Annotated in this window: 24 protein-coding genes and 1 pseudogene; 12 read left to right on the top strand and 13 right to left on the bottom strand. The window is 60.7% G+C overall.

The genetic code is table 11. From position 1 onward, the window contains the following. Positions 1-148: 148 nt before the first annotated feature. Complete coding sequence (gene hmpA, locus PSJE_RS14215) at positions 149-1,330, bottom strand: NO-inducible flavohemoprotein (RefSeq protein ID WP_057716362.1); 1,182 nt, start codon at positions 1,328-1,330, stop codon at positions 149-151. Between the two features lie 156 nt (positions 1,331-1,486). Between hmpA and norR the strand changes: the two genes are divergently transcribed. From norR to PSJE_RS14190, 5 genes are all read left to right on the top strand, one after another. Beyond that, a complete protein-coding gene (gene norR, locus PSJE_RS14210) occupies positions 1,487-3,037 on the top strand; it encodes a nitric oxide reductase transcriptional regulator NorR (RefSeq protein ID WP_090453159.1) in 1,551 nt (516 codons plus the stop codon). A gap of 196 nt (positions 3,038-3,233) precedes the next feature. Next, positions 3,234-4,136: a chemotaxis protein CheV gene (locus PSJE_RS14205; RefSeq protein ID WP_090453157.1), complete on the top strand. Its 903-nt coding sequence runs from the start codon at positions 3,234-3,236 to the stop codon at positions 4,134-4,136. A 27-nt stretch (positions 4,137-4,163) separates the two neighbouring features. Next, a complete protein-coding gene (locus PSJE_RS14200) occupies positions 4,164-4,622 on the top strand; it encodes a GNAT family N-acetyltransferase (RefSeq protein ID WP_191622249.1) in 459 nt (152 codons plus the stop codon). A gap of 152 nt (positions 4,623-4,774) precedes the next feature. Continuing rightward, complete coding sequence (locus PSJE_RS14195) at positions 4,775-5,101, top strand: hypothetical protein (RefSeq protein WP_057716365.1); 327 nt, start codon at positions 4,775-4,777, stop codon at positions 5,099-5,101. Positions 5,102-5,184: 83 nt separating this feature from the next. Next, on the top strand, positions 5,185-5,934 hold the full coding sequence (locus PSJE_RS14190) for a YkgJ family cysteine cluster protein (RefSeq protein ID WP_090453155.1): 750 nt from the start codon (positions 5,185-5,187) through the stop codon (positions 5,932-5,934). A 128-nt stretch (positions 5,935-6,062) separates the two neighbouring features. Here PSJE_RS14190 and PSJE_RS14185 read toward each other — a convergent pair whose 3' ends face one another. After that, complete coding sequence (locus PSJE_RS14185; RefSeq protein ID WP_090453154.1) at positions 6,063-6,320, bottom strand: hypothetical protein; 258 nt, start codon at positions 6,318-6,320, stop codon at positions 6,063-6,065. A gap of 195 nt (positions 6,321-6,515) precedes the next feature. Here PSJE_RS14185 and PSJE_RS14180 point away from each other — a divergent pair, with 195 nt between their 5' ends. Together PSJE_RS14180 and PSJE_RS14175 are read left to right on the top strand one after the other, a co-directional pair. Then, a complete protein-coding gene (locus tag PSJE_RS14180) occupies positions 6,516-7,490 on the top strand; it encodes a 2-hydroxyacid dehydrogenase (protein ID WP_090453152.1) in 975 nt (324 codons plus the stop codon). 187 nt (positions 7,491-7,677) lie between these two features. Next, entirely contained in the window at positions 7,678-8,187 is a 510-nt protein-coding gene (locus PSJE_RS14175; RefSeq protein ID WP_090453150.1) for a DUF2165 domain-containing protein, read from the top strand. A 27-nt stretch (positions 8,188-8,214) separates the two neighbouring features. Here PSJE_RS14175 and PSJE_RS14170 read toward each other — a convergent pair whose 3' ends face one another. Continuing rightward, positions 8,215-9,117 carry a DMT family transporter gene (locus tag PSJE_RS14170; protein ID WP_090453149.1) on the bottom strand — a complete coding sequence of 301 codons (903 nt, stop codon included), beginning with the start codon at positions 9,115-9,117 and terminating at the stop codon, positions 8,215-8,217. Positions 9,118-9,268: 151 nt separating this feature from the next. Between PSJE_RS14170 and PSJE_RS14165 the strand changes: the two genes are divergently transcribed. After that, complete coding sequence (locus PSJE_RS14165) at positions 9,269-10,144, top strand: helix-turn-helix domain-containing protein (RefSeq protein WP_090453148.1); 876 nt, start codon at positions 9,269-9,271, stop codon at positions 10,142-10,144. Between the two features lie 144 nt (positions 10,145-10,288). Here the strand turns inward: PSJE_RS14165 and PSJE_RS14160 are convergent, their stop codons facing one another. The 5 genes from PSJE_RS14160 to PSJE_RS14140 form a co-directional block, all read right to left on the bottom strand. Continuing rightward, on the bottom strand, positions 10,289-12,718 hold the full coding sequence (locus PSJE_RS14160) for a TonB-dependent siderophore receptor (protein WP_090453146.1): 2,430 nt from the start codon (positions 12,716-12,718) through the stop codon (positions 10,289-10,291). A 237-nt stretch (positions 12,719-12,955) separates the two neighbouring features. Further along, positions 12,956-13,951 carry a FecR family protein gene (locus PSJE_RS14155; protein WP_090453144.1) on the bottom strand — a complete coding sequence of 332 codons (996 nt, stop codon included), beginning with the start codon at positions 13,949-13,951 and terminating at the stop codon, positions 12,956-12,958. Further along, positions 13,948-14,526, bottom strand: coding sequence for an RNA polymerase sigma factor (locus PSJE_RS14150; protein WP_090453142.1), 579 nt, complete (start codon positions 14,524-14,526; stop codon positions 13,948-13,950). Before PSJE_RS14150 ends, PSJE_RS14155 begins: the two co-directional genes overlap by 4 nt. Positions 14,527-14,749: 223 nt before the next feature. After that, entirely contained in the window at positions 14,750-15,157 is a 408-nt protein-coding gene (locus tag PSJE_RS14145) for an HPF/RaiA family ribosome-associated protein (RefSeq protein ID WP_057716375.1), read from the bottom strand. A gap of 214 nt (positions 15,158-15,371) precedes the next feature. Further along, the gene (locus PSJE_RS14140) at positions 15,372-16,319 is read right to left on the bottom strand and encodes a LysR substrate-binding domain-containing protein (protein WP_057716376.1); all 948 of its coding nucleotides are present in this window, start codon (positions 16,317-16,319) and stop codon (positions 15,372-15,374) included. Between the two features lie 135 nt (positions 16,320-16,454). Between PSJE_RS14140 and PSJE_RS14135 the strand changes: the two genes are divergently transcribed. Both PSJE_RS14135 and PSJE_RS14130 read left to right on the top strand, forming a co-directional pair. Beyond that, entirely contained in the window at positions 16,455-17,831 is a 1,377-nt protein-coding gene (locus PSJE_RS14135; RefSeq protein WP_090453140.1) for an L-serine ammonia-lyase, read from the top strand. 314 nt (positions 17,832-18,145) lie between these two features. Continuing rightward, positions 18,146-18,460: a DUF3509 domain-containing protein gene (locus tag PSJE_RS14130; protein ID WP_057716378.1), complete on the top strand. Its 315-nt coding sequence runs from the start codon at positions 18,146-18,148 to the stop codon at positions 18,458-18,460. Here the strand turns inward: PSJE_RS14130 and PSJE_RS14125 are convergent. Then, positions 18,457-18,957, bottom strand: coding sequence for a phosphate-starvation-inducible protein PsiE (locus PSJE_RS14125; protein ID WP_057716379.1), 501 nt, complete (start codon positions 18,955-18,957; stop codon positions 18,457-18,459). The two genes, PSJE_RS14130 and PSJE_RS14125, sit on opposite strands and share 4 nt — an antisense overlap. 276 nt (positions 18,958-19,233) lie before the next feature. Between PSJE_RS14125 and PSJE_RS14120 the strand changes: the two are divergent. Further along, positions 19,234-19,473 (top strand): annotated as a pseudogene (locus tag PSJE_RS14120) (YebG family protein); the annotation flags it as partial. A 188-nt stretch (positions 19,474-19,661) separates the two neighbouring features. Here the strand turns inward: PSJE_RS14120 and PSJE_RS14115 are convergent. Continuing rightward, positions 19,662-20,681: a Glu/Leu/Phe/Val dehydrogenase family protein gene (locus PSJE_RS14115; protein ID WP_057716381.1), complete on the bottom strand. Its 1,020-nt coding sequence runs from the start codon at positions 20,679-20,681 to the stop codon at positions 19,662-19,664. Between the two features lie 183 nt (positions 20,682-20,864). Here PSJE_RS14115 and PSJE_RS14110 point away from each other — a divergent pair, with 183 nt between their 5' ends. Then, complete coding sequence (locus PSJE_RS14110) at positions 20,865-21,668, top strand: SirB1 family protein (RefSeq protein ID WP_057716382.1); 804 nt, start codon at positions 20,865-20,867, stop codon at positions 21,666-21,668. A gap of 120 nt (positions 21,669-21,788) precedes the next feature. Here the strand turns inward: PSJE_RS14110 and maiA are convergent, their stop codons facing one another. The 3 genes from maiA to hmgA are packed head-to-tail and all read right to left on the bottom strand — an operon-like array spanning position 21,789 to position 25,049. After that, the gene (gene maiA / locus PSJE_RS14105) at positions 21,789-22,424 is read right to left on the bottom strand and encodes a maleylacetoacetate isomerase (RefSeq protein WP_057716383.1); all 636 of its coding nucleotides are present in this window, start codon (positions 22,422-22,424) and stop codon (positions 21,789-21,791) included. A 12-nt stretch (positions 22,425-22,436) separates the two neighbouring features. Continuing rightward, positions 22,437-23,741 carry a fumarylacetoacetase gene (fahA, locus tag PSJE_RS14100; protein WP_090453138.1) on the bottom strand — a complete coding sequence of 435 codons (1,305 nt, stop codon included), beginning with the start codon at positions 23,739-23,741 and terminating at the stop codon, positions 22,437-22,439. 3 nt (positions 23,742-23,744) lie between these two features. Further along, on the bottom strand, positions 23,745-25,049 hold the full coding sequence (gene hmgA / locus PSJE_RS14095) for a homogentisate 1,2-dioxygenase (protein ID WP_090453136.1): 1,305 nt from the start codon (positions 25,047-25,049) through the stop codon (positions 23,745-23,747). Between the last annotated feature and the right edge of the window lie 18 nt (positions 25,050-25,067).

The raw sequence follows: 25,067 nt of genomic DNA, 5'->3' as shown, positions 1-25,067 counted from the left end.
GAGGTGTGGCATTCGCGAGCAAGCCACGCTCCCACAGGGGGGGTTGTGTCGTTCACATCAATCCGGATCGACACAAATCCCTGTGGGAGCGTGGCTTGCCCGCGATGAAGGCGACGCGGTGAGCCTGCTGACCCACCGCGTCAACCACTTACTCCAGCGCCGCCGCCGGCCCGAAGAACTCATAACGGCTTTGCTTCTCCGGCACACCCAATGCTTTGAGGTGGCGTTTGATCGCGACCATGAAGCCTTTTGGCCCCAGGAAGTAGGCATCCAGATCGCGCTCTTGCGGCAGCCATTGATGCAACTGCTGCTGGCTCAACAACCCCATCTTGTGCGCCGCCGGGCTCACGCCGTCGTCCTCGGAATAGCAGTAAAAGCGCTTGAGTTGCGGGTGACGCTCAGCCAGGCCATCGATCCAGTCGCGGAAGGCATGGACGCTGCCGTTGCGCGCGCAGTGGATGAAATGCACCGGCCGCTGGGTTTCCAGCGCCGCTTCGAGCATCGCCAGGGTCGGGGTGATGCCCACGCCACCGCTGATCAGTACCAGTGGCTTGTCGCTGGCGGTCAGGACGAACTCGCCCGATGGCGGGAACAACTGGATGCTGGCGCCGACATGCAACTGGTCGTGCAGGAAGTTGGAAGCGCGGCCACCGGCCTCGCGTTTGACGCTGATGCGGTACTGGCCTTTGTTTGCCAGTGCCGACAGCGAGTAGTTACGACGGATCTCTTCACCGTCGAGGATCAGTTTCATGCCGATGTACTGGCCGGGTTCTGCCAGCAGGATCGGGCCTTTGTCCGCGGGTTCGAAGTAGAACGAAGTGATCTCGGCGCTCTCCTCGACCTTGTCTGCCACGATGAATTCCCGCGCCCCGCGCCAACCGCCCGGTGCCTGTTCCTTCTGGTCGTAGATGCTGGTTTCGGCACCGATCAGGATGTCCGCCAGTTGACCGTAGGCCGCGCCCCAGGCCGCGATCACTTCAGGAGTGGCGATCTCTTCGCCCAATACTTCGGCGATGGCCCGTAGCAGGCAGCTGCCGACAATCGGATAGTGCTCCGGGAGGATCTGCAGGGCCACGTGCTTGTTGATGATCTTGGCCACCAGGTCGCCCAACTGGTCGAGCTGGTCGATATGGCGCGCATACATCAATACGCCGTTGGCCAGGGCACGCGGCTGATCACCGCTGGCCTGGTGGGCCTGGTTGAACAGCGGGCGGACTTGCGGATATTCGGAGAGCATCATGCGGTAGAAGTGCGTGATCAGCGCCTCACCACCGCTTTCAAGCAGCGGCACGGTGGATTTGACGATGGCACGGTCTTGAGCGCTCAGCATAAGGTGACTCCTGGTCTTCTTGGGTTGCTAACGGACTACCCTATGCTTATCAGCTTTCGTGCCAACTATTTAATCGTTATAAATCAATAACTTAATAACTGAATAGTCATTTAGACACTGCCTGGTTTATAGTCATACCGACTACACGGAGTCACTATGACTGCAAAACCCCTGCTCACTGCTCTGCTGCCCCTGGTCGCCGACCTGTCCCGCGAACTGCCCGAGGGTGAGCGTTATCGCCGCCTGTTGGAAGCCATGCGCGCCCTGCTCCCGTGCGACGCCGCCGCCCTGCTGCGTCTTGATGGTGAATGGCTGGTGCCGCTGGCCGTCGACGGCTTGAGTACCGACACCCTCGGCCGGCGCTTCAAGGTCAGCGAGCACCCGCGTTTCGAAGCGCTGCTCAGCGGCCCCGGCCCGACCCGTTTCGCTGCCGACAGCGACTTGCCTGACCCCTATGACGGCTTGGTCGATGGCCTGGATGATCATCTGGAAGTCCACGACTGCATGGGTTGCCCGTTGTTCATCGACGAGCGCCCATGGGGCCTGCTGACCCTCGATGCCCTCGACCCGGAGCGCTTCGAACCGATCGAACTGGATGCCCTGCAAGCCTTCGCCAGCCTCGCGGCCGCTACGGTCAACGCCGCCGAGCGCATCGAGCGGTTGAACAACCGGGTCGAAGATGAGCATCAGCGCGCCGAGGTCTACCGCCAGGCCAGCGGCCAGCAGAATCGCGAGATGATTGGCCAGAGCAAGGCCCACAAGCGCCTGGTCGAAGAAATCAGCCTGGTGGGCGGCAGCGACCTGACCGTGTTGATCACCGGCGAAACCGGGGTCGGCAAGGAGTTGGTGGCCCAAGCCATCCATGCCGCCTCGCCCCGCGCCGACAAACCGATCATCAGCCTCAACTGTGCCGCGCTGCCCGACACCCTGGTGGAAAGCGAGTTGTTCGGCCATGTTCGCGGCGCCTTCACCGGGGCTATGAACGACCGCCGTGGCAAGTTCGAACTGGCCAATGGCGGCACGCTGTTCCTTGATGAAGTCGGCGAGTTGTCGCTGACCGTGCAGGCCAAGTTGCTGCGGGTGCTGCAAAGCGGTCAACTGCAGCGACTGGGTTCGGACCAGGAGCATCAGGTCGACGTGCGCCTGATCGCGGCGACCAACCGCGACCTCGCCGAAGAAGTACGCAGCGGCCGTTACCGCGCCGACTTCTACCATCGCCTCAGCGTGTATCCGCTGCAGGTGCCGGCCCTGCGCGATCGCGGGCGCGATGTGCTGCTGCTCAGCGGTTACTTCCTGGAGCAGAACCGCTCGCGCATGGGCCTCAACAGCCTGCGCCTGAACAGCGACGCCCAGGCCGCGTTATTGGCCTACGACTGGCCCGGCAATGTGCGCGAGCTTGAACATTTGATCGGCCGCAGCGCCTTGAAAGCCCTGGGCAATTGCAAGGAGCGGCCAAAGATTCTCAGCTTGAGCGCAGCCGACCTCGACTTGCCCAGCGCCAGCGTTGAAACCGCTGCCGAGCAACCCGCCATCGCCGCTGTGGCGTTGGTAGCAGGTGATTTGCGCGAGGCGACCGAAAACTATCAGCGCCAGTTGATCGGTGCCTGCCTGGAGCGGCACAACAACAACTGGGCAAGCGCGGCCCGTGAGCTAGGCTTGGATCGGGCGAATCTTGGGCGGATGGCCAAAAGGCTCGGCATGAAGTGATGACCCCATCGCGAGCAAGCTCGCTCCCACAGGATGTGTGAACGACGACGATCCAATGTGGGAGCGAGCTTGCTCGCGATGGCGTCTTACTGTTCACCGCAATTGTTAAAGCCTGCCCCAAACAAGTCGATAACCCGGCATCGAAGTCATTGGCGATCCCTGGATTGCCCGTCACCTTTTTCCAGAGAAGGTTTATATGTCCTCCACCAAAGCCCGCGCAGACTCACTTTCGCTTCTGCTGTTTACCTTGCGCAGCGGCAAGCTGATGGCGATCAACCTGCTCAAGGTCAGTGAAATCATTCCCTGCCCGCCGCTGACCAGGCTGCCGGAGTCACATCCCCACGTCAAAGGCATCGCCACCCTGCGCGGTGCCTCGCTGTCGGTGATCGACCTCAGCCGTGCCATTGGCGAGCGTCCGCTGGAAGACCCCAACGGCGGCTGCCTGATCGTCACCGACGTCAGCCGCTCCAAGCAGGGCCTGCACGTACAGGCCGTGAGCAAGATCGTCCATTGCCTGACCACCGACATCCGCCCGCCGCCCTTCGGCTCCGGTGGTTTGCGTGCCTACATCACTGGCGTGACGTCGGTCGATGGCACCCTGGTACAAGTGCTGGACATCGAAAAAGTCATCCATGGCATCGCCCCGGCACAAATCGAAATGGCGCCGACCGAACTGAGCATGGAAGACGCCGAACTGCTCGGCAACGCACGCATCCTGGTGGTCGATGATAGTCAGGTCGCCTTGCAGCAATCGGTGCACACCCTGCGTAACCTCGGCCTGCAGTGCCATACGGCCCGCAGCGCCAAGGAAGCCATCGACTGCCTGCTGGACCTGCAAGGCACCGCGCAGCAGATCAACCTGATCGTCTCGGACATCGAGATGTCGGAGATGGACGGTTACGCCTTCACCCGCACCCTGCGGGAAACCCCGGATTTCGCGCATCTTTATGTGCTGCTGCACACCTCGCTGGACAGTGCGATGAACGCCGAGAAAGCACGACTGGCGGGGGCGAACGCGGTGCTGACCAAGTTTTCTTCGCCGGAATTGACCCAGTGCCTGATCACCGCGGCCAAGGCTGTCACCGAACAGGGTTATTGAGTGTTGACCGAAGAATTCTGCTGGCTGATGCGGCGCGACCTCTCTGTCGTCGTGCCGCCCCCTGATTGGCCAACCGGCCTGCAACTGAGCGAATACCGCCCCGAACTGGGCGCCGCCGTGCACCGGTTGATGGAGTTCGGTTATCTCGACGGCGGTGGTCGCGTAGCCGCGCTGGACATGTGGCAACGGCAGTTCGAAACCGATCCGGAATATGACCCGGCCCTGTGCTTCATTGCCCTGGATGCCGAGGAAGTGGTCGGTGTTTGCCAGTGCTGGACCAGTGCCTATATCAAGAACCTGGTGGTGCACCCGCGGTTTCAGGGTCGGGGGTTGGGGCGTGCGCTGTTGTTGCAGGCGTTCAAGGTGTTCCAGCAGCGGCATGAAGGTTTCGTGGACCTGAAGGTACGTGAAGACAACCTTCGGGCGCGGCGCTTGTATGAAAACGTCGGGATGCGCGCGATCCGCCGGGAGCCGGTTCCGCTCTGATGCCGCCATCGCGAGCAGGCTCGCTCCCACAGTTGATGTGTGTACACCGTCCAATGTGGGAGCGGGCTTGCTCGCGAAGAGGCCAGCAAAGTCTCCATCTACCTTTCAGGCATACTCCTGCCTTGGCCACTCAGCCCAAGGAAGCCTGAACCATGAAAGCTGCGCCCCTGATTCTGTTCTGCCTCACCGCCCTCGCCTCCCAGGCCCACGCCTCCAGCCCCGACGCCTGGGCCACCTACGACAAAGCCGTACTCACCAGTTGCACCAAGGCCAGTGGCCTGAAGGACAGCAAACCGGTCGGCAACGCCGCGCAGTTCGATGACCGGGTCGGCTACACCGCGCTCCTGCTCCAGGGCCAGTACCCGCAAAAGCACATGAAAGGCGCACAAGGCACCGAGTTGTGCCTGTACAACAAAAAGAGCAAAACCGCGTACGTCACCGAATGGGACTCCATCCGCCCGGCCGGCAAGGCAAACTGACTGGCGCATAATTTGCTTCGATAGCGGCTTTTGCGGCGGCATTCTGTCGCCGCTTCATGCCCTGTGACGCGAACGAACGCTCGATGAATACAACATTTTCCTGTGTAGGCTGCGGCAAATGCTGTAACGACCACCATGTGCCCCTGACCCTGGGCGAAGCCCGGATGTGGGCAGCCGATGGCGGTCAGGTGATCGTGCTGGTGGAAGCGTTTCTGGGCAATGGCCTGGGTCTGCCGGTGCACCAACGGGAACACGCCGAACGCCGTTCGGCGGCAGTGCGCAGCGGTGAATCCGAGGTGTACGTGGCCATCACCTTCGCCGCCTACAATGTCGGCCCCTGCCGAAATCTTGACGAAGACAACCTCTGCCGCATCTATGAACGCCGCCCGCTGGTGTGCCATATCTATCCGATGGAAATCAATCCGCACATACCTCTGAACACTGCCATGAAGGAATGTCCGCCTGAGTCGTGGGAAAAAGGACCGGAGCTGATTGTCGGTGGTGAGCTGGTCGATCGGGAATTGTCGGAACTGATCCAGCGCTCCCGTCAGGCGGATCGTGATGACATTCCGATGAAGGATGCAATTTGTGCGCTGCTGGGGATTCGCACCACAGCCCTGAAGGGCGACGGGTTTACCGCTTATCTGCCGGATATGGCGGAATTTGCCGCGATCATCGACGACCTGGCCGGGCAAACGTTGCCGCAGTGGGGCAGTGAATGGCGGTTTCATGTGTCGGGGGATGATATTGCCGGGCAAGTGCTGGCCGCAGGTGCGCAAGTGACGGCGGATGCGCTGACGAATTACTCGTTTATTTCGTTGCGGGCGACTTGATCCGGGATTTGCAGTGTTTGTGCCGGCCCCTTCGCGAGCAAGCCCGCTCCCACTGGAGGAATGCATTCCAAATGTGGGAGCGGGCTTGCTCGCGAAGACGGCAGATCAGTCACCGCAGACTTAAGAACTCAGCGCTTACCCATCGACCGACGAGTCCCCGGCGGTGCCATGCCCGGCGTCTTGGTGTGGCCGTTCTTGGCGCCGTTCTTGTACCACGGCTGGTTGGAACCCTTGGCGGCCGCCAGCTCACCCGGCTTGAACGGGAATTTGAAGGCCGGGATCCCGGCTTTGGATTCGCTGTCGGCGCTGGAGTCGACGCTGTCTGGCAGCTCTGCCTGCACGTCGTTCAGGGCGTCGGCGACCGGCGGTTGTTTCGGGGAAGTCATGAAAGCTCCGGGTGGTGCATGAAATGTCGGGCCCGGTGAGCGGGCCGCATGCCACAGTATAAGAAGTGCGGCAGTATAACTGGATGGAGCACGACAAGCTGCAAGCTTGCATAGACCGCCTGACGACTCGCACAAATCCCGCGAAGAATGTTAGCGTGCTCATTATTCTTCGCCGCCCGACGAGCCCGCCCGCCCATGAAAAAGACCGTCCTTGCATTCAGCCGCGTCACCCCACCAATGATCGAACGCCTGCAACAGGATTTCGACGTCATCGTGCCGAATCCGAAAAACGGCGACATCAACGCCCAATTCAACGAAGCCCTGCCCCACGCCCACGGCTTGATCGGCGTCGGTCGCAAACTCGGCCGCGCTCAATTGGAAAACGCCACCACGCTGGAGGTGGTATCCAGTGTCTCGGTGGGCTACGACAACTATGACCTGGCCTACTTCAACGAACGCGGGATCATGCTGACCAACACGCCGGATGTGCTCACCGAAAGCACCGCCGACCTGGCGTTTGCCCTGTTGATGAGCAGCGCGCGCCGCGTCGCCGAACTGGATGCCTGGACCAAGGCCGGGCAATGGCAGGCCACTGTCGGTGCGCAGCTGTTCGGTTGCGATGTGCATGGCAAGACCCTGGGCATTGTCGGCATGGGCAACATCGGCGCCGCCATCGCCCGACGTGGTCGCCTGGGGTTCAACATGCCGGTCATCTACAGCGGCAACAGCCGCAAGACCGAACTGGAGCAGGAGCTCGGCGCGCAGTTCCGCAGCCTTGATCAACTGCTGGCCGAGGCCGATTTCGTGTGCCTGGTGGTGCCGCTCAGCGAGAAAACCAAACACTTGATCAGCCATCGTGAACTGGCGCTGATGAAGCCAAGTGCCATTCTGGTGAACATTTCCCGTGGCCCGGTGGTGGATGAGCCGGCACTGATCGAAGCACTGCAAAACAACCGCATTCGTGGTGCCGGGCTGGACGTTTACGAAAAAGAACCGCTGGCCGAGTCCCCACTGTTCCAGTTGAAAAATGCCGTGACCTTGCCGCACATTGGCTCGGCCACCCATGAGACCCGCGATGCCATGGCCAACCGTGCCCTGGCCAACCTGCGCAGTGCGCTGTTGGGGGAGCGCCCACAGGACCTGGTCAATCCGCAAGTCTGGAAGGGTTGAAAAAAGGGCAGGCGTTAAAAGCGCCTGCCCTTAAATGCAAAAAATAAAAACAATATCACTCTAAACCTGTAAAAAAACTGTCTGAATACACACCCTGCAATTCAGTCAATAAACAAATAACAAAACCACCCGCTAGACTCTCCTTACTTTTCCAGACACAACGGAAACAACAAAGGAGATCACCACCTTGAATCAACTTACGACAAATCAAGTCATACGTTTCAGCAAAGCCACACTAATGTTATTCATAAGTATTTTTGGATTGCTGGTGATGTACAGCAACGTTACGGACTACGCAACCAACTACGAAAACATCAGTAACATCCTGAGCATGGAGACCACAGATGACGACGAGAAGTACACCTACAGGGCCATTACCTCGCAGATACTCCATCACCGCATCTACTGGCTCATCATTACGCTCGAGGTTATCTACACGCTCTTCTTCATGATCGGAACCTGTTATCTTTATAAAAACATGAGTAGCAGCGCTGAAGAGTTTCACGAGGCCAAAAAGCCCGCGATCATAGGATTACTCATTGCGCTCTTGCTTTACTATGTCGGCTTTCAAGTTATCGGCGTGGAATGGTTCAACATGGACCAATCACAAGCCTGGAGTTACAAAGACTGGACCCGGCATATTGTCGACTTCATACTACCGCTGCTGATTTATATTGCGATCAAAGTCGAGCACTGAGGACTTCAGCGCTCGATGAACGTCATCTCAAGCGAGCTTGCTACTCCCCTGTACCAAGCGTGGTTTGGGCTTGCGAAACACCAGTACGTTACCCGACATCACCAATACCAGCCCCAACAGCGCCGGCATCGTCCACTGATAACTCTCGGCGAACGCTGACACGTTGAGTGCCACCACCGGAAACAGCACTGTGCAGTACGCAGCCCGCTCTGGCCCCATGCGGCCGACCAGGGTCAGGTAGGCGGTGAAACCGATCACCGATCCCGGAATCACCAGGTACAACAGTGACCCGATGTAACGCGCGCTCATCTCCATGTCGAAGGGAATGCTTTTGACCAGGCACCACACGGTTAGCATCGCCGCCCCGTAAGCCATGCCCCAGGCATTGGTGGTCAGCGGTTTGAGACCAGCCTTCTGTTGCAGGCTCGAAAGCATGTTGCCCGCCGAGAAACACAAGGTGCCGCACAGGGCCAGACCGAGGCCGAGCAAGGTTTCCGGGCTGGCGGTATGCCCGGCCAGCTCCGGCCAGAACAGCAGCCCCAACCCAAGCAGGCCCAACGCACCGCCCATCAGCACATTGCGGGCAATTCTCTGACCGAAGAACACCCGCGCGTTGAGGGCATTCCATAGGGTGGCGGTGGAAAACACCACGGCCACCAGACCGCTGGGGATCCACTGGCTCGCGGTGAGGAAGCACATGAAGTTGACGCAGAACAGGCACAAGCCCTGAGCCAGGCAGATCAGGTGCCCACGACGGTTCATCACTTGCAGGCGTCGGCTGAGCAGCAGGATCACGAACAGCACCAGCGCGGCGAGGCCGAAGCGATAGACGATTGACACGGGAATGGCCACCACGCCCAGTTGCCATTTCAAGGCAATCCAGGTGGTACCCCAGATCAGCACAGTCAGCAGGTACAAAGAAAGGTTCATGACTAAGGCTCCTCGCTAGGTGCCCAGTGTCCGGCGCCACGCCTGGGCGCACTTGCATAAACTTGCGCTTTTGTCTGAGGGCAGGCTGGCAGGCGCACGTCTACGGAGTAGGATGCAAGCCGTTGGATGCAGGTGTTAGAGAGCAACGACCATGGCTGCACTGGATACCCTACAAGTCTTTCAAGCCCTCAACCGCTCGCCGAATGCTCGCCTTGAGCACAGCGCCGAGCTCGGTGACGGCTTGTCTGCAGCCTTGTGGAGCAATCACCACGACGCTCAGGAATACGAAGCGCCCAGCCACCACACGTTGTCCTGTTACCTCGCCGGCGGCACCGGCACCTTTCGCCGCGACCAGCCCGGCAACAAGGGTGGTCCGGACAAACTGTGCATCCTCCCCGCCGATCACCAGTCAGGCTGGGTGATCAATGGCGATATTCGCCTGGCACACCTGTATTTCAGCCCCGAACAATTTGCCCTTGGCTGCGTCACCCTGCTCGATCGCGAGCCACGGGAAATGCAGCTGCGCGAGCAGACCTTTCTCGATGATCCGCAGCAGGCGCTGCGCTTTCGGCAGTTGGTCGCCTTGAACTGGGACGAGCCGGGCGAGCGCCTGCTCACCAGCAGCCTGGCGCACGAACTGCTCAGCCATGCCCTGCTCAGCCAGGTCAACGTGCGTCAGGGCTTACGCCTTAAAGGCGGGCTGGCCGCGCACCAGCGCCGGCATCTGGTGGAGTTCATCGACAGCCATCTGGACGAGGCCATCAGCCTCGGTCAATTGGCGGCGTTGTGCGCGTTGTCCGAATACCACTTCGCGCGGATGTTCCGCGAAAGCTTCGGCTTGCCACCCCACCAGTACGTGCTGGCGCGGCGCCTTGACCGGGCGCGGGAGTTGCTGCGCACGACCTCGCAGCCACTGGGGGAGATTGCACTGGCTTGTGGTTTTGCCAGCGCCAGCCATTTCACCAACCGGTTTCGCCAGTCACTTGGCGGGACGCCCGGCGAATATCGACAGGCGTTTTTGCGCTAGACCCGAGCTTTTTTGTGGTCTGCATGACCGCCTTCGCGAGCAAGCCCGCTCCCACAGGGGAATGGGGTAGTCACAAAACCGGTGAGCACCGCCAAACCTTGTGGGAGCGAGCTTGCTCGCGATGAACGATGACACGGTCTATCGTCAGAACTCCAAGGTGCTCGACAACGTCACCTGCCGCGAATCCCCCATCGACACAAAGAACCGACTCGCCGCCGAGGTGTAGTAGGTGCGATCGAACAGGTTCTTCACGTTGAGCTGGAACTTGACCTTCTGCCCTTCGACCCTGGTGTCGTAGGTGGCGAACGCATCGGCCACGGTGTAGCTCGGCAGGTCGAAATCGTTCACCGCGTTGCCCGCGCGCTCACCCACATAACGCGCCCCGGCGCCGACCCGCAGTTGATCACCGCCAATGACGCTGCCGAAGTCATAGACGGCCGACAACGAGCCGCTGTTCTTCGCCACGTTCTGCAACTGATTGCCTTTGTAATCCGGGTCTTCGGTGACTTCGGCATCGGTATAGGCGTAGCTGCCGATCATGCTCCAGCGATCGGTGAGCTGACCGCTCAGGTCCACTTCCAGGCCACGGGAACGCACTTCACCGGCGGCACTGTAAATCGTGGTCGGACCTTCGGCGTTGGCCACCAGCACATTGCGCTTCTTGATGTCGAACAGTGCGATGTTGCCGGTAACGCGGCCCGGCAGATCAAGCTTGGCACCCAGCTCCCAGGACTTGGCTTCTTCCGGAGCGATACCGCCGTCAAGCACGGTACTGCTGCCGCTCAATGGCGCGATGGTCGAGTTGGGTTTGAACGACTCGGTGTAGCTGCCGTAGAACGACAAGGCATCGGTGTATTTGTACACAAGGCCCGCACGCGGCACCCATTTCTGCCCGTTGCTGTCGGTGTTGGCGTGGAACGGTACGCCTTTGCCGGCGTACTGGTCGTACGCCTGAAAACGCGCGCCGGCCACCAGAATCCACTGGTCGGTGAGGTGGATGGAGTCCTGGAGGAAGACCGAATCGCTGCGCAGTTCATCGGTCTGCGCGCTGTCGGGCGCACTGACGGTGGTGCCCGGCACTTCCCGACCATAAACCGGATTGACGTAACTGAATGTGGTCAGGCTTTTTTGGCGGATCAGGTCTTCGCGGTAGATCTTGCGGTACTCATCGTCGATACCGAACAGCAGGTCATGCTGCATGCCGAGCACATTCACGTTGCCTTCGAGGCTGGCGGTGGTGAACCGGTCGGTGCTGATCGCATTCTGGGTGCCGTCCATGTTGCGGGTCAGGGTGCCCTTTTTGGTGTCGATGGCGGTCACGCGCACCTGGCTGGCATCGTAGGTTTCGCGGTTCCAGCTGTAGCCGAAATGGGCTTTCCAGTTGTCGTTGAGTTCGTGATCGGCCTCGAAGTGATAGAGGTCCGAGCGCCCTTCCATGTTGTTGAACGGTTCGTCGAGACGCTCGTTGCGCGAGATGTCCAGCGGATGGTTGGTCCGCGGATCGATCAGCGTGCCGCGGTCGAAGGGTGTGAGGAATTCGCGGTGCTCATAGGAGAACAGCAGCTTGGTGCTTTCGCCGTACCAGGCCAGCGACGGCGCGATCAGGCTCTCGCGATGCACACCGAAGTTACGCCAGTAATCTTCGTCTTCGTAGTCCAGCACCATGCGGTAGGCCAGTCCGGAATCGCCGAGGGCCCCAGTGCTGTCGAGGCTGCCACCGCTGCCGTTCTTGCCGTCGTCATAGCTCGAACCGCGCGCGGTCAGCGCGTTGTACCGCTCAAGCTCGGGCTTCTTGCTGACCATATTGACCACGCCACCCGGATCCTGGATGCCATAGAGCAACGAGGCCGGGCCCTTGAGCACTTCGACCCGGTCCACGCTGGCGTTGAGGCCACGCCCCTGCACGATCGGCATGCCGTCGCGCATGATCGAGCCGTTACGGTTGTCGCCAAAGCCACGGACCATCACCGAGTCCTGGGTGCTGCCCAGGGTGTTGGCCTGGGTGATGCCGCTGACATTGGCCAGCGCGTCATCGAGATTGCGCGGCGCCTGGTCGCGGATGACTTGGGCCGGAACGACGTTGATCGTCTGCGGGATATCCTGTACGGGGGCCGAGGAGCGCATCACCGAAGTGATGGGTGGCGGTTGATAGCTCATGGAGTCATCCATCACCGAGGTGATGGTGGTCGCGCCCAGGTTCAACGCCCCTTCAGTTGGCCGTGGTTCCAGTGCAATGGTGTGGCCGTCGGTGCGACGGAACGTCAAGCCCGAACCGGTAAGCAGACGTTGCAGAGCCTGTTCGGCGCTCATCTGGCCATTGATGGCCGGCGCATTGAGACCGTACGGCGCCTCATCGGTGTAGACGACGCTGATGCCGGTCACTCGGCTGAAATCGCTCAGGGCCTGGGGCAACGGTTTGGCGGCCAGCGCGAAATTGAATTGCCCACGCGACTGACTGCTGCCTGCCTCTGCGGCCAGCGCTACGCTCAGCGGCAACAAGGCCAATGCCGAAAAGCTCAACGCAGACACACCCAACCATTGTTTGACCGAACCCGATTTTGCCCTGGACTTCATGACTCATGACCTGTGTAGAACCGCAACGGATGCGAATGACTCGCAGTTTCAGTCACTACACGGATGGCAATCGGGTTTACCTCAGCAAAAACTGAAAATATTTTTATTTGAGTGGTTGGGTGTCTGATCTGCCGTCATCGCGAGCAAGCTCGCTCCCACAGGTATTGAGTTGCTCACAATATTGGGGCAACACGTAACCCTGTGGGAGCGGGCTTGCCCGCGAAGAGGCCAACAGCTTTAGCGCAGAATAATCAGATGCCCCAAAACCTGATGCTGCTCAAACCCCAACACCCCCTGCAAGGAACTCAACACCGCCTGCGGGTTCCTGCTCGGAAAGCTGCCACTGACCCGGCGCATCGCCAGTTCATCATTGAGCAACACGATCCGTCCGGGGTAATAGCGCGCCAAATCCTGTACCACATCGGCCAACGTCGCCTTGTAGTAATTGAGCCAGCCCTGGCGCCATGCCAACTGCGCTTCGCTGTCCACCGAGTGGAGTGTTTGCGCCGAGCCTTCGCCATAGGCCACTTGCTGGCCGGCGGTGAGCTCTTGCTGATCGGCTTTCTGGTGCGCCGTCACGCCAACCCGTCCCGACAGCACCGTGACCTGTGCACCGTGGGGCTGCAAACGGACTTCGAACTGCGTGCCCAGGACCCGCGTCTGGCCTTTCTCGGCGTCCACCACAAACGGCTCGCCGGTATGGGTAACGCTGAAAAAGCCGGCGCCGCGGCGCAGTTGCACATGCCGCTCACCGCGACTGAAATCCACGGCGATGGCGCTGTCGGCATCCAGTGTCACCTGCGACTGATCGGCCAGGGTAACGGTGCGAATTTCCCCCGGTGCCGAGACGTAATCCGCCCCCAGGTCATCAATCCAACGCATAGGCTGCCAGCCTGTACCGACACTTATCATCAACAGCAGACACGCGGCCATCGCCAGCGTACCGGACCAGCGCCCGAGCGTGCTGCGCCGCGGCTTGTCCATGGCGTTGAGATAGCCCTGCAAGGCAAAAGCGTCTTCATCGGCGAGTGTGCGCGCCGGTCCTTCGCTCAACTCCCACAGGACCTGCGCCCGGGCATAGGCCTCGGCATGGGCGGGGTCGGCCTGCAACCACTGGCTGAACGTCGCTTGGTCACCGCTATTGGGCTGGTCATGCAACAGGCTCAGCCAGGCCAGCGCGGCCTGCTCCTGCGCCGGCGTCGGCGTCGGGGTGACGCGTTTGAAGTCGTTCACGGTGCTGTCCCTGGCGTACGCGGTTCGGGTTCCCGAAGGCTGGCCTTGCAGGCTTCGAGGGCCCGCATCATATGTTTTTCCACGGCACTTTGGGACAAGCCCATGGCCTTGGCGATCTCGGCGTATTTGCGGCCGTGAATGCGATTGAGCAAGAAGATCTGCCGCGTACGCTCCGGCAAGGCGCGCAATGCGGCTTCGACATGGCGCAGATCGTTGCCCGCCTCCAGCGCCGCTTGCGGTCCGCTGCCATGGCTGTCTGGTGATTCCACCATCAAACCTTCGCTGACCCGGACCCGCGTGCCTTCACTGCGCAAGTGATCGATGGCGATGTTGCCGGCGCAGCGCAGCAGGTAGGTGCTGAGTTCCTCGACTTGCACCAACGGCCGCCGCCAGAATCGCAGGAACAAATCCTGTACCAGGTCAGCCGCCGTCGCCCGACAACCGACACGCCGGCTCACCAGTGCTTCCATTTGCGAACGCTGGGAGAGAAACACCTGGAGAAAATGCGCACGGTCCCCGCGCTGTGGATCGCGCTCGATATCGCGGGGTTCGGGGGCAGAGTGATCATCGTTCATGTTTCGACCTGAAAACCGGGGAGGCCACGACAGCGTCAGGGGACCGGAAAGGCCGCAATATTAATGATAAATATTCTCATATGCAAAAGGATCGGGTGCAGCCCTTTATTACGCCCGTTGGTTGCACCAATGGCATAGCCATGGAATCCAAAAGCCACCGAAAACAAAACGGGCCTGCAATGCAGGCCCGTTTTCATGGGAAGGTAAAAAAGTGAATCAGGTGTCAGCCGTTAAGCGCTGCCTGTTCGTTCTCAAGAAACTCTTCTTCCAGCAGATGGTCGGCATGGGCGGCACTCTCGATGGGCACCACATTGGCTCGTTTGCCGCGTAATTTGCCGAACATATGCTCCAGCGCATGTTCAAGTTTGGTAGCCGCTCCGTCGATCGCCTGCTCCATGGTGGAGGCTTTATGGGTGACGGAAATCGGTTGATGGCCTTTTGGCCGCGCCTCCAGCTGGCAGCGCATGTCGTGGGGACCCGGCTTGTCGCCGTTCTCGTCCCGCAGGTGAACCTCGACTCGTGTCAGGTCCTCTTCGTAGCGTTCGAGCGTGCTCTCAATGGTCGTACGTACCCACTCCTCCAGTCGTTTACTGCCTTGAATATGGTTATCGCTATTGACTTGGATTTGCATAGTTCATCCCTTACTTCAGCTAGCTCGCGAGAGGCCGGTCAGCTAAGCCCTTGGGCGTCATCACCGTGACCTCTTACTTACACAATCGGTCTGTACGCTGAACAATTCAACCCCCTAAAAAAGATAAATTTTCAATCGCAAAAAAAGCCGGACAACCGGTAAAAGCGCTGTTAAGGTCGGGAGTTGGGTCGCCCTGCTCTTACGTAATAATTGCTCACATTTGCCGCTCCCCCAACGGGTGCAGGCTGCGAAAAGCACCCGCCTCCTCCACCAACCAATCGTGCACCGCGCGCACACCCGGATGGCTCAACGCCCCGGGTGCGTAAAGCAGCATGTAGCGCTTGTGATTGGGCACCGCCAGGCCGAACGGCACGATCAACGCCCCGCGCTCCAGCTCATCGTTGAGCAGTGTCCGTCGGGCTATCGCCACCCCCATCCCGGCGATGGCCGCTTCGATCGTCAGGTGATTGCGATTGAAGGTATGCCCGCGTCGCACATCCGCACCCTCGAAGCCGATGGCGTTGAGGTAAAACTCCCATTCCGCGTACTCGTAGCTGCCGCGCCAGGCGGTGATGTCGTGCAGCAAGGGAAAGTGCATCAGGTCCGCCGGACCATGCAGCGGTGGACGACCACGCAACAGGCTCGGCGCGCACACCGGAAAAATCTGTTCATCAAGCAAGGCTGTGGATAACAGGCCCGGATAACTGCCGTCGTTCAGGTCGATCGCCAGGTCGAAGTCACCTTCATGCAACGGCACGCTGCTGTCCTCGGCCACCAGGCGCAACTGGATGTCCGGAAAACGCTGCTGCAAACGCGGCAGTCGCGGCGTTAGCCATTTGCTCAGGAACGACGGAATCGAACGCACCCGCAGAATCCCGCTGATCATGCCCGCGTCCAGTCGCCGCAATTCCGAGTCGATGCTGCCAAAGGCCTCGTTGACGGTAATGGCCAGGCGCTGCCCCTCTGCGCTCAGCTCCACTCCGCGGGCGCGGCGGTGAAACAGGCGAAAGCCCAGGCGTTCTTCCAGCTGGCGGATCTGCTGGCTGACCGCCCCCGGTGTGATGTGCAGTTCTTCGGCGCAGCGGGTGAACGACAGGTGCCGCGCGGCACAGGCAAACACGTTCAGCCAGACATACGTCTGGGCGTGTAATTGACGGCTCATCGTTTAGTCCTGCTAAAGGATGTCTTAGGAAATTTCGTTGGTCACGCAGGCTCGTGACAGGCAGTATCGCCCAAATTGCGCTTGTCCTACAGAAATGGCAGCGATTTCCCTTCCATTGCGTGTACAGGCTTTAGCATGGCTATCAGTGTTTTCGATCTCTTCAAAGTGGGTATCGGCCCGTCCAGCTCCCATACCGTCGGTCCGATGCGCGCTGCCGCAACCTTTGCCCAAGCGCTGGTCGATCACGGTTTTCTGAGCGACGTGCGACGCGTGGAAATCCGCCTCTATGGTTCTCTTTCAGCGACCGGCGTCGGCCACGCGACGGACCGCGCCTGCGTCATGGGCCTGATGGGCGAGTGGCCCGACCGCATCGATCCAATCACCATCGACAGCCGCATTCACACCCTGCGCGAAACCGGCAAACTGTGCCTTGCTGGCGTTGCGCAAATTGCCTTCGACTGGCAACGCGATCTCCTGCTACTGGACGAAAGCCTGCCCTACCACCCCAACGCCATGTCCCTGACAGCCTTCGGTGAAACCGGCGAACTGTTCGAGCAGACCTACTACTCGGTGGGCGGCGGTTTTATCATCGAAGCAGCCGAAGCCGAATCCGGAATCGCGCCGGCCGGCGACGTGGTGCTGCCTTACGATTTCTCCAGCGCCGCCGAACTGCTCAAACTCTGCAACGAGCACGGGCTGCGGGTGGGCGAACTGATGATGGCCAACGAACGGGCATGGCGCAGTGACGCGGAAATCCGCCAGGGCCTGTTGCATATCTGGTCGGTGATGCGCGAATGCGTCGAGCAGGGTTTGCGCCACGAAGGCATCTTGCCCGGCGGCCTGAGTGTTCCGCGTCGAGCGGCGAAACTGCATCGCAGCCTGCAGGAAATCGGCAAGCCGAATGTCATTACGTCCACCTTGTCAGCGATGGAATGGGTCAACCTGTACGCCCTTGCCGTGAACGAAGAAAACGCGGCCGGCGGGCGCATGGTCACGGCGCCGACCAACGGCGCGGCGGGGATCATTCCGGCGGTGCTGCACTACTACATGAAATTCAATGCCGATGCGTCTGACGATGACGTGGTCGCATTTTTCCTGGGTGCAGCTGCCGTCGGCATTCTGTGCAAGAAAAACGCTTCGATCTCCGGGGCCGAAGTCGGCTGCCAGGGTGAAGTCGGCTCCGCTTGCGCCATGGCCGCCGCTGGCCTGGCAGAGGTGCTTGGCGCCACCCCGGAGCAGCTGGAAAACGCCGCCGAAATCGGCCTGGAACACAACCTCGGCCTCACCTGCGACCCGGTTGGCGGACTGGTGCAAGTGCCGTGTATCGAGCGCAACGCGATCGCCGCGGTCAAGGCCATCAATGCCACGCAAATGGCCCTGCGCGGCGACGGCAAACACTTCATTTCCCTGGACCGGGTGATCCGTACCATGCGCGACACCGGGGCCGACATGCATGACAAGTACAAAGAGACGTCGCGGGGCGGACTGGCGGTGAACTGGGTGGAATGTTGACCGTTTTGGAGGCACGTCGAGGTTAATTGCCCTGAAACGTGCAGAAAACGCGGCCCCCCCCCCCGTAGGAGCGAGCTTGCTCGCGAAAAACCCTCAGACGCCGCGAACCATCTGGTTTGACGCGTTATCGTTCACGACCATCGCGAACAGGCTCGCCCCTACAGAACATGTTTTTTGTCCGACAATTTTCCGGCATGGGCCTTGCTTCTTCCATGCTGGAACAATGATGGCGAGATGGCCGGTGGTCTGGCGTTGCGAACCAACCCGATCATGGCCGGTCAACAACTGCACGTTCAATCAGGCGGTGACGCATCATGGACAACCCTTTCCAGCTCATTACCGATGCCTTTGCAGCGGATTACCAGATCAACCTGAGCATTCAGGGCCTGGACGGCCGCATCATGCTGACCCTGTCCAACAGTGGCCGCGTGGTGGCCAAACGCATGATCAGCGCCGAACAACGCAATGACCCCGAGCGCCTCAAACGATTGGTGCAAAGCATTCAGTTCGGCATTGCCATCGAGCAGGGCCACTGCGCCGTGGCCATCCTCGAATCAATGACCGACGGCGGCACGCGCAACCTGCCCCCACCAGCCAGTGACCGCCACCGACCCACCATGGGGCTTTAAAGCTCGCCCTTTTCTACTTCCGGATGTTCACTGGAGCCCTTACCTGTTTTGCGGTGCGGGTTCTCAATCTTCACCGAAGGAAATTGCGACGAAGCGTAACGCACCACCAGAATCGCAAACGCCAACAGCAGAATCCCGCCGCACAGGTAGATGATCCCCAGGTCCGGCGGGTTGTGGTGCGATACGTTGGAAATCAGCAGCCGCGTCAGCGCGGTGATCGCCACGTAGATCAGGAAGCGCACTGGCATGTGGTTGGTCTTGAAGTAAATCCCGACCATCGCCCCCAGTTCCAGGTAGATGAACAGCAGCAAGATGTCATCGATCTTGATGTGCCCTTCTTCGATCATCCCGAGAAATTCCATCACCGCCGCCCATGCGGTCACCGCACCAATGGCGAACAGCGCCAGGTAGTGAAAGGTTTCGACAAACAGATTGCCCAGGGACTCGGCCAGTTCATGCACGTTCTGCCGCAGTTTTTCGGCCCAGTTGATTTTCACGATGATGCTTCCTTAGGTCGGCTCGACCGGATGATGCGGGTTGGACGTGACGGTTTTTCTGCATGCAGAAAAAAGGCCAGCCCATGATGGCGAGCCACTCGGGATTGTGCGCCGTGGCGTTTGGTCGCACCTGTGCAGCGCCTCGCCTGACAAATCCCGAATCCGGTCTACATTAAAAAGCCACTACCCAAAAGGCAGGGATTCGCTTATCCTTTAGCTGTATATAGATACAGTAGTCGAAATCGACAACCAATGTGAAGGCATGTGAGGTGGTGAATGGCCGTCGAAGTGGTATACCGCAGCAGCCGAGATCTGGAGCGCTTGTTCATGGATAAAGCCGAAGCTGACCGTCATGACAAAATGCTCGAACTGGCCGAATTGCTGGCTGAAGTGTTGCAAAAAGCCGTTCCGTCCCTGACCGAGCAGCAAGTGGAAGAAGCCGGGATCTACATGGCGAAAAATCGCGACGTGTTCGCCAAGGCGTTCAAGAGCCAGCCGGACGCCCTGTCCGAACTGCTCAGCGCACCGGTTGAAGTCGCACAACCTGTTGCGGCAACCGAGGTCGTTGAGGCCGCTGAGCCGGTCACCCCGGCCAAGCCTGCCAAGGCCCCAAAAGCCGCCAAATAGGCAAAGCCCGAATTGAACAGGCCCTGAGTCGAATGACCCAGGGCCTTTTTCATGCCTGTGGAAAACTCATGCCAGTTTCACCGGTACAACACCTTCTCCGCCAACTCGTCGGCCACCCGCGCGGGGGAGCGTTTTTCCGCCTGGGCGTGGGCGAACACTTCAGTCAGGCGCGAGCTGATTTTCGACAGGTGCGCGGTGATGGTCGACAGTTCCTCGCCGCGGTGCTTGAGCGACACGTAAATCAGTCCGCCGGCGTTTATCACGTAATCCGGTGCGTACAGGATGCCGCGCCGTTCCAGTTGGTCGGCAACATCCAGATGGGTCAGCTGATTGTTCGCCGAACCGGCCACTGCCGAGCAGCGCAGTTGCGTCACGCTGTGGCTGTTGAGCACCCCGCCCAAACCGCATGGCGCAAGAATATCGCAAGGCGTGCTGAGCAGTGCGTCGTTGGCGATGGGGTGAGCCCCGAGTTGCTCCATTGCCAGTTGCACCTTGCCGTGATCGATATCGCTGACCAGCAGTTCGGCCCCGGCAGCGTGCAACTGTTCTGCCAGGGCATAACCAACGTTGCCCAAGCCTTGAATGGCAACGCGCAGGCCTTCGAGGTTATCGCTGCCCAGTCGCGCCATCGCTGTGGCGCGAATGCCGGTGAATACGCCCATCGCCGCGTGTGGCGCAGGGTCGCCCGCCGCGGTGGTGCTGGTGACATGCTGGGTCTGCTGGGCGATGCAATCCATGTCCGCCACTGAGGTGCCACTGTCGATGGCCGTGATGTAGCGCCCGTCGAGCTGATTGATACAGCGCCCGAAGGCTTCGAACAGCGCCGCGCGGTTGGCCACATGAACGGGGCGAATGATCACCGCCACGCCGCCGCCCTGGGCCAGGCCGGCCAGTGCCGCCTTGTAACTCATGCCTTGGGCAAGGCGCACCGCATCCTCGACCGCAGACTCGTCGCTGGGATAGGCAAGGTAACGACAACCACCCAGGGCAGGCCCCAGCCGGCTGTTATGAATGGCAATGACCGCCTTCAACCCGGTGACCGAGTCAACGCTCAGATGCAGCGATTCAAGGCGAGTGCTTTGCATGAGAGCGAACATCGTAGGGCTCCCGAATCACTTCTTGTAGTCGCCAGTATAGGCTTGCGCCCAAAAATTGCAGAAGCGCACCGGAATAAGCACGGCCCCGATGCAGGCTTTCGGAAATAACCCGTGGTCGCTCTTGTACGGTACTGGACGAATGCCGGAGAGGGGGCTAAAACGAGGCATTGCCCGGAGATTTTGATGACCCCGCGCCAATCGTTCTTCGCCTGTCTGCAACGTTCACCGCCCGCGCTGTTCGAGGCGGCACTGTGGATTGCGGCCGAGCACGACAGCGAGGTGGAACCGCAAGCGCTGCTGGCCGATTTCCAGGCGTTGCAACAGCGGGTCAGCGGTGGCTTGCCGATGCTGCCGGTCAGTGAACTGGCCCAACCGCTGCTGCGGCGCATGAATGACCTTGGCTTCGCCCAGGACGACTTCACGCCATTGCGCCCGCAAGTGGCACTGCTCGACAAGGTACTGGAGCGCCGACGAGGACAACCCTTGACGCTGGGGCTGATTGCGCTGGAGTTGGCCAAGGGCCTGGAAATTCCCATGGTCGGGGTCAACTTCCCCGGGCATTTCCTGCTGCGGGTGCCGGGCGCCGATCATTTGCTCGACCCCTGCGGCGGCCGTCGCCTTTATCCCAACGATTGTCGGGAGTTGTTGAACCGCCAGTACGGCCCGAACATCAAGCTCAGCGCCGAGCACTTGGAAACCGCCGAGCCAGTGCAGATGTTGCAGCGGCTGTCGCGCAACCTGCGCCAGTTGTACCTGTCCCACGACGACGTCATCAATGCCTTGATCGACGCCGAACGCGTCCTGGAACTGGGCAACGCCAGCGCCGCCGACTATCTGGCCCGGGCCAGCCTGTACCAACGGCTGGACTGTCCGAACGCCGAGCGTTTTGACCTGGAGCATGCGCTGCTGCTCAGCGACGATCCGATCCAGCGGATTCGCCTGACGGAGCGGCTGGGGCATTTGCCGCCGAACTCCATCGTTCACTGATCACAAAACCTTGTGGGAGCGGGCTTGCTCGCGAAAGCGGACAGTCAGTCGACATCATTGTTGGCTGACACGACGCCTTCGCGAGCAAGCCCGCTCCCACATGGGGCTGGTGCAGGGGCTTTAAGGAGTGTCTGGCTGGTTCGCCGGATGCGCCTTGATGAACGCCGGGTGCGTCGCCGCCAATGCCGCCACTCGCCGGATGCGTGGATAAGCCTCAAGAGAAACATTGAAACGCTCGGCCGCGTACAGCTGCGGGATCAGGTAGACGTCCGCCAGCCCGGGTTCGGGGCCGAAGCAGTAACCGTCATCACCGATCAACTGCTCCACCGTGGCCAGCCCTTGGCCGATCCAGTGACCGATCCACTCCACCACCTGCGGTTCGTCGTGGCCCGACTGGCGCAGCCGATTGAGCACGCTGACATTGTGCAGCGGGTGTACATCGCAGCCGATCACTGCCGCCACACCGCGCTCGTGAGCACGGGCAGCCAGGTCTTTGGACAGCAGCGGGACCTGTGGATAACGTTCCTCCAGGTACTCGATGATCGCGGGAGACTGGATCAGCAACTCGCCTTCATCGGTGCGCAAGGCCGGCACGCGGCCCTGCGGGTTGATGCCCAGATAAGGCGGCTGACGATGCTCGCCACCCTGCGGTGCGATCAGGTTGACTGGCAAGGATTGATAATCCAGGCCCTTGAGCGCCAACGCGATTCGCACCCGGTACGAAGATGTCGAACGGTAGTAGGTATAGAGTTCCATGCCCCGCTCCTGTTAGCGCGCCGGCAGCACTTTGCCGCGGCATTCGCCGAAACCGATGGAAGCAAAACCGTCGCGGCGGCAACGGCCGCGCAGGATGATTTCGTCACCGTCCTCAAGGAATTTACGCACCTCGCCCGAGGCCAGTTCGATCGGCTTTTTACCGCCTTCGGTGATTTCCAGCAGGCTGCCGAACTGACCGCTCTGCGGCCCCGACAACGTGCCCGAGCCGAACAAGTCACCAGCCTGCAATTGGCAACCATTGACGCTGTGGTGCGCGACCATTTGTGCCACGGTCCAGTACATGTGCCCGGTGTTGCTCAGGGTCAGGCGATGGGCTGGCAGGTTCTGTTCACGCATGGCCTCGGTGAGCAGCAACACTTCCAGTTCGATGTCGAACGCGCCAGCGGCCTGGTCGCGCTTGTCGAGCAGGTACGGCAGCGGCTGCGGATCGCCTTGGGGACGTGCAGGCTGGGCACGACGGAACGGCTCCAGCGCTTCGGCGGTGACCACCCACGGCGAGATGCTGGTGATGAAGCTTTTCGACAGGAACGGCCCCAGCGGCTGGTATTCCCAGGCCTGGATGTCCCGTGCCGACCAGTCGTTGAGCAGGCAGAAACCGGCGATGTGGTCGGCGGCGTCGCCAATGGCAATCGAGTCGCCCATGTCGTTACCCTGGCCGATCCAGATGCCCAGCTCCAGTTCGTAGTCCAGGCGCGCGCAAGGGCCGAACGTCGGTTCGCTCTGACCGGCCGGCAGCGTCTGGCCTTTCGGGCGGCGCACATCGGTACCGGACGGGCGAATGGTCGACGCACGACCGTGGTAGCCGATTGGCACGTACTTGTAGTTCGGCAGCAACGGGTTGTCGGGACGGAACAGTTTGCCGACGTTCTGCGCGTGCTCGATGCCGACGTAGAAGTCGGTGTAATCGTTGATTTTCGCCGGCAGGTGCATCTCGCAATCTGCCGCCAGCGGCAGCAGTTTTGCACCCTGGGCTTCGATCTTGCCGTGCAGGGTGCTGCCCTCGGCGAACAGTTCCAGCAAACGCTCGCGCAATGCGACGCGAGCCTCGCGGCCCAGTTCGAAGAACGCATTCAGCAGGCCGCCACGGGTGGCCTCGACGGCAGCCTTCGCGGCGCCATCGAACAATCCGGCCTCAAGGGCCGCTTGCAGATCAAAGATATGCTCGCCAATCGCCACGCCACTGCGCGGTGCCGAGCCGTTGAGGCTGAACACGCCCAGCGGCAGGTTTTGCAGGGGGAAGTCCGCGTGGCCGTTGGCGGATGCAACCCAGCTGCGAGTGATGGAAGTCTGCGTCATGGGTTATCTCCGGGTCGGGTCGAAAGTGGCGGGCAGCGTAGCCCAGCAGGCGTCGTAGGTGTTTTGCAGTTGCGGGCAATCGAGGGCGAAACGGCTTGGGCGCAACACCTGGCTGGTCTCGAACATGAACGCCATGGTGTTGTCGATTTTCGCCGGCTTGAGGTCGGCGTTGATCGCTTTGGTGCAGGTCTCGCCGTCCGGACCGTGGGCGCTCATGCAGCTGTGCAACGATGCGCCGCCGGGCACAAAGCCTTCGGCCTTGGCGTCGTATTCGCCCTGGATCAAACCCATGAATTCGTTCATCAGGTTGCGATGGAACCACGGCGGACGGAAGGTTTTCTCGGCCACCATCCAGCGTGGCGGGAAGATCACGAAGTCGAGGTTGGCCAGGCCGTGAACGCTGGTCGGCGACGTCAGCACGGTGAAGATCGACGGATCGGGGTGATCGAAACTGACGGTGCCGATAGTGTTGAATCGGCGCAGGTCATATTTGTACGGCACGTTGTTACCGTGCCAGGCGACCACGTTGAGCGGCGAATGATTGAGCTCGCAGGCCCACAACTGGCCGAGGAATTTCTGCACCAGCGTGGTGGGTTGTTGCAGGTTTTCGTAGGCCGCCACCGGGGTCAAAAAGTCCCTCGGATTGGCCAGACCATTGCTGCCAATCGGCCCCAGGTCCGGCAGACGCAGCGGTGCGCCATGGTTTTCGGCGACGTAACCGCGAGCTTGCGGGTCGAGCAGTTCGATGCGGAATTTAAGGCCACGTGGCAGTACGGCAATTTCCAGCGGCTCGAGTTCAAGCACGCCCAGTTCGCTGGCAATGCGCAGGCGCCCCAGTTCAGGCACCAGCAACATCTCGCCGTCCGCGTTGAAGAACACGCGTTCCATGGAACGGTTGGCGCGGTAGTTGTAGATGCTGATCCCGGCCGGTTTTTCTGCGCCCGAGTTGGCGGCCATGCTCACCAGGCCGTCGATGAAATCGGTCGGCTCGGCGGGAATATCCAGCGGGTTCCAGCGCAGGCGGTTGGGGGTCACCTCACCCAACGGGCCACCGGCCAGTTGCCGGTCCAGTTTGACGAATGCCGGGTGATTGGCCGATGGCTGAATGCGGTACATCCAGGTCCGCCGCGCTTCGCTGCGCGCCATGGTGAACGCCGTGCCGGAGAACAGTTCGGTGTAAAGGCCGTACGGGGCTTTTTGCGGGGAGTTCTGGCCGACAGGCAGTGCGCCGGGCAACGCTTCGCTGCTGAATTCGTTGCCGAAGCCTGACAGGTAGGCCAGCGCTGGCGTCGTTGAATCGGGGTTCATGGAGCCTCCTGAACAGGG

Origin of the sequence: Pseudomonas jessenii (genome assembly GCF_002236115.1) — a bacterium.
In the GTDB taxonomy this organism is placed as follows: Bacteria; Pseudomonadota; Gammaproteobacteria; order Pseudomonadales; family Pseudomonadaceae; genus Aquipseudomonas; species Aquipseudomonas jessenii.
This window is presented reverse-complemented; position numbering and strand designations above follow the sequence as displayed.

What these genes read in the sequence shown, in the direction of transcription:
- norR (WP_090453159.1), top strand. Translation starts at nt 1,487, where the DNA reads ATGACTGCAAAACCCCTGCTCACTGCTCTGCTGCCCCTGGTCGCCGAC.
- PSJE_RS14165 (WP_090453148.1), top strand. Translation starts at nt 9,269, where the DNA reads ATGGCTGCACTGGATACCCTACAAGTCTTTCAAGCCCTCAACCGCTCG.
- PSJE_RS14195 (WP_057716365.1), top strand. Translation starts at nt 4,775, where the DNA reads ATGAAAGCTGCGCCCCTGATTCTGTTCTGCCTCACCGCCCTCGCCTCC.
- PSJE_RS14160 (WP_090453146.1), bottom strand. Translation starts at nt 12,718, where the DNA reads ATGAAGTCCAGGGCAAAATCGGGTTCGGTCAAACAATGGTTGGGTGTG.
- PSJE_RS14180 (WP_090453152.1), top strand. Translation starts at nt 6,516, where the DNA reads ATGAAAAAGACCGTCCTTGCATTCAGCCGCGTCACCCCACCAATGATC.
- PSJE_RS14190 (WP_090453155.1), top strand. Translation starts at nt 5,185, where the DNA reads ATGAATACAACATTTTCCTGTGTAGGCTGCGGCAAATGCTGTAACGAC.
- PSJE_RS14130 (WP_057716378.1), top strand. Translation starts at nt 18,146, where the DNA reads ATGGACAACCCTTTCCAGCTCATTACCGATGCCTTTGCAGCGGATTAC.
- fahA (WP_090453138.1), bottom strand. Translation starts at nt 23,741, where the DNA reads ATGACGCAGACTTCCATCACTCGCAGCTGGGTTGCATCCGCCAACGGC.
- PSJE_RS14115 (WP_057716381.1), bottom strand. Translation starts at nt 20,681, where the DNA reads ATGTTCGCTCTCATGCAAAGCACTCGCCTTGAATCGCTGCATCTGAGC.
- PSJE_RS14200 (WP_191622249.1), top strand. Translation starts at nt 4,164, where the DNA reads ATGCGGCGCGACCTCTCTGTCGTCGTGCCGCCCCCTGATTGGCCAACC.
- PSJE_RS14205 (WP_090453157.1), top strand. Translation starts at nt 3,234, where the DNA reads ATGTCCTCCACCAAAGCCCGCGCAGACTCACTTTCGCTTCTGCTGTTT.
- PSJE_RS14110 (WP_057716382.1), top strand. Translation starts at nt 20,865, where the DNA reads ATGACCCCGCGCCAATCGTTCTTCGCCTGTCTGCAACGTTCACCGCCC.
- hmgA (WP_090453136.1), bottom strand. Translation starts at nt 25,049, where the DNA reads ATGAACCCCGATTCAACGACGCCAGCGCTGGCCTACCTGTCAGGCTTC.
- PSJE_RS14135 (WP_090453140.1), top strand. Translation starts at nt 16,455, where the DNA reads ATGGCTATCAGTGTTTTCGATCTCTTCAAAGTGGGTATCGGCCCGTCC.
- PSJE_RS14170 (WP_090453149.1), bottom strand. Translation starts at nt 9,117, where the DNA reads ATGAACCTTTCTTTGTACCTGCTGACTGTGCTGATCTGGGGTACCACC.
- PSJE_RS14140 (WP_057716376.1), bottom strand. Translation starts at nt 16,319, where the DNA reads ATGAGCCGTCAATTACACGCCCAGACGTATGTCTGGCTGAACGTGTTT.
- maiA (WP_057716383.1), bottom strand. Translation starts at nt 22,424, where the DNA reads ATGGAACTCTATACCTACTACCGTTCGACATCTTCGTACCGGGTGCGA.
- hmpA (WP_057716362.1), bottom strand. Translation starts at nt 1,330, where the DNA reads ATGCTGAGCGCTCAAGACCGTGCCATCGTCAAATCCACCGTGCCGCTG.
- PSJE_RS14145 (WP_057716375.1), bottom strand. Translation starts at nt 15,157, where the DNA reads ATGCAAATCCAAGTCAATAGCGATAACCATATTCAAGGCAGTAAACGA.
- PSJE_RS14150 (WP_090453142.1), bottom strand. Translation starts at nt 14,526, where the DNA reads ATGAACGATGATCACTCTGCCCCCGAACCCCGCGATATCGAGCGCGAT.
- PSJE_RS14185 (WP_090453154.1), bottom strand. Translation starts at nt 6,320, where the DNA reads ATGACTTCCCCGAAACAACCGCCGGTCGCCGACGCCCTGAACGACGTG.